This window comes from Rhizobacter sp. P3_C12, assembly GCF_056402735.1.
This window is the reverse complement of the sequence record NZ_JBFUGW010000421.1, coordinates 1-3,828: the sequence shown is the minus strand read 5'-3', so window position 1 is coordinate 3,828 and position 3,828 is coordinate 1. Positions and strand designations below refer to the sequence as shown.

Annotated in this window: 3 protein-coding genes and 1 pseudogene; all 4 read right to left on the bottom strand. The window is 72.1% G+C overall.

Annotated features, from left to right (window positions below; all coding sequences use genetic code 11):
- Nucleotides 1-1,247, bottom strand: a 1,247-nt coding sequence (locus AC1DXV_RS32410) for an aspartate aminotransferase family protein (protein WP_477937590.1), incomplete at its 3' end; no start/stop codon positions are given.
- Nucleotides 1,244-1,924: a class II aldolase/adducin family protein gene (locus AC1DXV_RS32405; protein WP_477937588.1), complete on the bottom strand. Its 681-nt coding sequence runs from the start codon at nucleotides 1,922-1,924 to the stop codon at nucleotides 1,244-1,246. The genes AC1DXV_RS32405 and AC1DXV_RS32410, both read right to left, overlap by 4 nt.
- The gene (locus AC1DXV_RS32400) at nucleotides 1,921-3,510 is read right to left on the bottom strand and encodes a xylulokinase (protein ID WP_477937586.1); all 1,590 of its coding nucleotides are present in this window, start codon (nucleotides 3,508-3,510) and stop codon (nucleotides 1,921-1,923) included. Before AC1DXV_RS32400 ends, AC1DXV_RS32405 begins: the two co-directional genes overlap by 4 nt.
- Before the next feature lie 13 nt (nucleotides 3,511-3,523).
- A pseudogene (locus AC1DXV_RS32395) lies at nucleotides 3,524-3,828 on the bottom strand (TorF family putative porin); the annotation flags it as partial.

The following is a 3,828-nucleotide window of genomic DNA, read 5'->3' as shown; positions in this document are numbered from 1 at the left end:
ATCGAGCCCAGGTTGTAGACCACGTACGGCAGGCTGCGCGCCGCGATGATCGCCTCCAGCCCGCGCCGCAGCCGGTCGCCGGCGCGGCCCGCGACGCCGGCCGCATCGACGCGCTCGGCCTCCTGCAAGGCATGGAAGCCGGCCACGCACGACAGCGGGTTCGCCGACAGCGTGCCGCCGACGAAGGCGCGCCGCGCGGTGGTGCCGATGCCGCCGACCAGCAGCATCATCACGTCGCGCCGGCCGCCGATCGCGCCGGCCATCGGGTAGCCGCCGGCCAGGCACTTGCCGAGCACCGTCAGGTCGGGCTTGACGCCGAAATACGCCTGCGCGCCGCCCATGCCGACGCGGAACCCGGTGACCACCTCGTCGAAGATCATCAGCGCACCGAACTCGTCGCACAGCGCACGCACCTGGCGGTTGTAGTCGGGGTGCACCGGGCGGGTGCCGCTCTCGGGGCCGAGCGGCTCCAGCAGCACGGCCGCGGTGCCGCCGCGCAGGCGGTTCAGCTGCAGCTTGCGGCGCAGCGCATCGAGGTCGTTCGGATGGCATTCCTGCGTGTGCGCCGTCGCGCCGCGCGGGATGCCGACGGCCTCCATGCGCCCGGTGCCGGGCAGCCGCATGCCGTAGACCAGCTGGTCGCTCCAGCCGTGGTACGCGCCGCCGATCTTGATGACCCACTTGCGGTGCGTGTACGCGCGGGCGAGGCGCACCGCGCCCATCACCGCCTCGGTGCCGGAGCCGAGCAGCCGCAGCATCTCGACGCCCGGCATCGCGCGGCACACCAGCTCGGCGAGCTTCACCTCGTATTCGTGCAGCAGCCCGGTCACCGGCCCGCAGTCGTCGAGCACGCGGTTGACGGCCTCGCGCACCACCGGGTGGTTGGAGCCGAGCAGTGTCGGGCCGCCGGCTTGCAGGAAATCGATGTAGCGGTTGCCGTCGACATCGGTCAGGTGGGCGCCCTGGGCCTTGGCGGCCGCGATCGGGAACGGGTGGTTGAACGCCAGGTTGTGCTGCACGCCGCCCGGGATCACCGCCTGCGCCTGCTCGGCGAGGCGGCGCGAACCGGCGCAGCGCTCGTCGAAATGGCGCATCACGCCGGCCATCGCATCGCGGCGGATCGGGCGCATCGGCTGCTTCACGAGCTCGGCGAAGCGGCGGTACAGCGCATCGACRTCGGGCCAGGCCGAGATGGCGCTGGTGGGGGCGGCCGACGCGGCGGAGTGGATCGGTGCGAGGTTGCTCATGGTGCAGGTCTGTTCTTGGTCGCAAGGTGGATGGCATCGGCCAGCTCGGCATCGAGCCGCGCAAAAACTTCGCGCTGCGACGCATCGGTCGCCGCGCGCGCCGCGATGCGCTGCCGCAGGTGCATGCAGGCCAGCGTCTCCAGGTCTTCGACGGCCTGCACGGCCGCCTCGGTGCTCGGGCCGCAGCACAGCACGCCGTGGTTCAGCATCAGGTACGCGTGGGTGTCGGCGCGCAGCCTGCGCGCCAGCAGCGCGGCGAGCCACGCGGTGCCCGACGGGGCATAGCCGACGACCGGCACCGAGCGGCCCAGCGATTGCCGCCAGGGACCATCGGGCACCGCGAGCGCCTGCCCGAGCAAGGCGCAGGCGCTGGCGATCGGCTGGTGCGTGTGGATGCTGCACTGCGCGTCGGGCCGCGCGCGCAGCACGCGCGCATGCAGCCCGGTCTCGACCGACGGCGGCTTCGTGCCCTCGAGCGGCGCGAGGTCGGCCAGGCGCAGCACGCACACGTCGCCGGCCGTCATCGTCAGGTAGTCGGTGGCCGAGGGCGTCACCGCGATGCGCTCGGCATCGACGCGCAGCGCGATGTTGCCGCCGGTGCCGGCGAGGAAGCCACGCAGCGACAGCTCGACGCACAAGTCGACGACGGTCTGGCGAGCAGTCGAAGCACTGATCATGCGGCAGCCTCCTGCGGCGCGTTCAAGCGGTGGTAGAGCGGCGCGAGGCGCTTGTGCACCTCCTTGAAGGCCTCGAACTTGTCGCCGTACAACCGTCGCAGCGCGCTCGCCGGCTCGTAGGTGCGGCGCGTGCGGCGCAGCGCGGCGAGGTCGGCGAACCGCAGCGCGCCGATGCCGACCCACGCGATGCTCGCGGCGCCGATCGCATTCGCCTGGATCGCGTTCTCGAGCTGGCGGATCGGCTGGCCGGTGACGTCGGCCAGGATCTGGCACCACACGTCCGACTGCGCACCGCCGCCGACGGCGGTGACCGTGCCCACGTCGCGCCCCAGCAGGCGCGCGAACGGCTCCAGCATCCAGCGCGTGTTCAGCGCCACGCCCTCGAGGAAGGCGCGGAAGATGTCCTCGCGCGAATGCTCCAGCGACAGGTTCAGCAGACCGGCGCGCAGCCGCGGGTCGTCGACCGGCGTGCGCTCGCCATGCAGCCACGGCGTGTAGATCAGCCCGCGCGCGCCCGGCGGCACGCGCGCGGCGATGCGGTTCAGCAGCTCGTAGGCGGCGGGGTGCTCCTCRTCGCCGGCGAGCTCGTCCGGGTGGAACAGGATGCGGTCGCGCAGGAACGACAGGTTGGCGCCCGCGGTCGACTGCAGCGCCATCGCGAGGTAGCGCCCGTCGACCGCGCACGGCACCGCGGCGATCTTGTGGCGCACGTCGGTCTTCATCGCCGGCACGTGCGCGCCCAGCCACGACGAGGTGCCGAGGTAGAGGTGGGTCTCGTAGTCGCCGACGGCGGCACCGACCGCGACGGCCGAGGTGTCGATCGCGCCGCCGACGACGACCGTCTTCGCGTCGAGCCCGAGCGCCAGCGCGACGCCCGGCAGCAGCGGGCCCAGCACCTCGGTCGAGCGTACGATCTCGGGCAGCTTGTCGGCATCGACACCCAGCAGGCGGATCAGGCCGGCGTCGTAGCGCACGTGGCGCGAATCGCGGTTGTCGGTGACCCAGCTCGTCAACGCCGAATCCTGCGTGGCGCAGAAGCGGCCGGTCAGGCGCAGGTTCAGGTAGTCGGGCACGTTGAGGAACTTGTGCGTGCGGGCGCAGCGCTCGGGCTCGTGGTCGTGCAGCCACGCGATGTGGCCGGCCGAATCGCGGCCCGACAGCGATGGCGCGCCGCCGGTGAGCCGCAGCCAGCGCCACAGCTTCAGCGGGCCATAGCCTTCGATGTTCAGCGCGAGGCCCCGGGCGCGGCGCGTGATCGCGTCGGCGCCGCGTGCATCGAGCCAGGTCATCGCACGGCCGATCGGCTGGCCGGCGCTGTCGACGCAGACCGTGCCCTCGGTCTGCGCCGAGCAGCACACCGCCACGACGCGGCGGCGCAGGCCCTCATCGGCCAGCAGCTCGCCGGCCGCGCCGAGGAAGGCCGCCCACCAGTCGTGCGGATCCTGCTCGGCCGCGGCGCCGTGCACATGCAGTGGCACGGCGCGGAAGGCCCAGGCCTGCACGGTGCCGTCGATCGCCACCAGCGCGCACTTGCAGCCGGAGGTGCCGAGGTCGACCGCGAGCACCAGCCGTTCGTCGAGGGTCATCTCGGGATCGTGCTCAGAACTTGCGGGACACGGTGACGAAGAACTTGTTGTTGTCGGTGGCCTTCAGCTCGTCGCCGTCCTGCGCGAGGTAGAGCTCGCGCACGCGGGTGTGCGTGGTGACCCAGTCGGCGCTCCATTCGAAGCCCCAGCGCTTGTGCGTGATGCCGACGCGGTAGTCGGAGAAGTTCGCTTCCTTGAAGTTCTTGATCTTCTGGTAGCCGGCGTGCAGGTTCAGCGTGGTGGCGGGGTCGAGGTGGTGCTTGTAGTCGAGGTCGTAGAGCCAGCTGCCGCGCGAGTTGTTGTCGCCACGGGCGTAGC

Excerpts from the sequence above, each read along its gene's own strand:
- AC1DXV_RS32405 (WP_477937588.1), bottom strand. The coding sequence starts at position 1,924 with ATGATCAGTGCTTCGACTGCTCGCCAGACCGTCGTCGACTTGTGCGTC.